The sequence below is a fragment of the Neobacillus cucumis genome, from assembly GCF_023715505.1.
On record NZ_JAMBOH010000153.1, the window covers coordinates 1 to 275 of the forward strand.

2 tRNA genes are annotated in these 275 nt (G+C 45.5%); both read left to right on the top strand.

Going from position 1 to position 275, the window contains the following annotated elements:
- Positions 1 to 42: 42 nt before the first annotated feature.
- Positions 43 to 118: transfer RNA gene (locus tag M3226_RS31900), tRNA-Val, on the top strand.
- 34 nt (positions 119 to 152) lie between these two features.
- A tRNA-Arg gene (locus M3226_RS31905) sits at positions 153 to 226 on the top strand.
- Positions 227 to 275 lie beyond the last annotated feature (49 nt).

The following is a 275-nucleotide window of genomic DNA, read 5'->3' on the forward strand; positions in this document are numbered from 1 at the left end:
AAAGTATCTTCACAATATCGGAAATAACCCTTTCATTAATATGGAGGATTAGCTCAGCTGGGAGAGCATCTGCCTTACAAGCAGAGGGTCGGCGGTTCGATCCCGTCATCCTCCACCATGATTTTTTTATGAATTTGAATCGTCAATAATATGCGCCCTTAGCTCAGCTGGATAGAGTGTTTGACTACGAATCAAAAGGTCGGGAGTTCGAATCTCTCAGGGCGCACTTTAACGGGAAGTAGCTCAGCTTGGTAGAGCACTTGGTTTGGGACCAA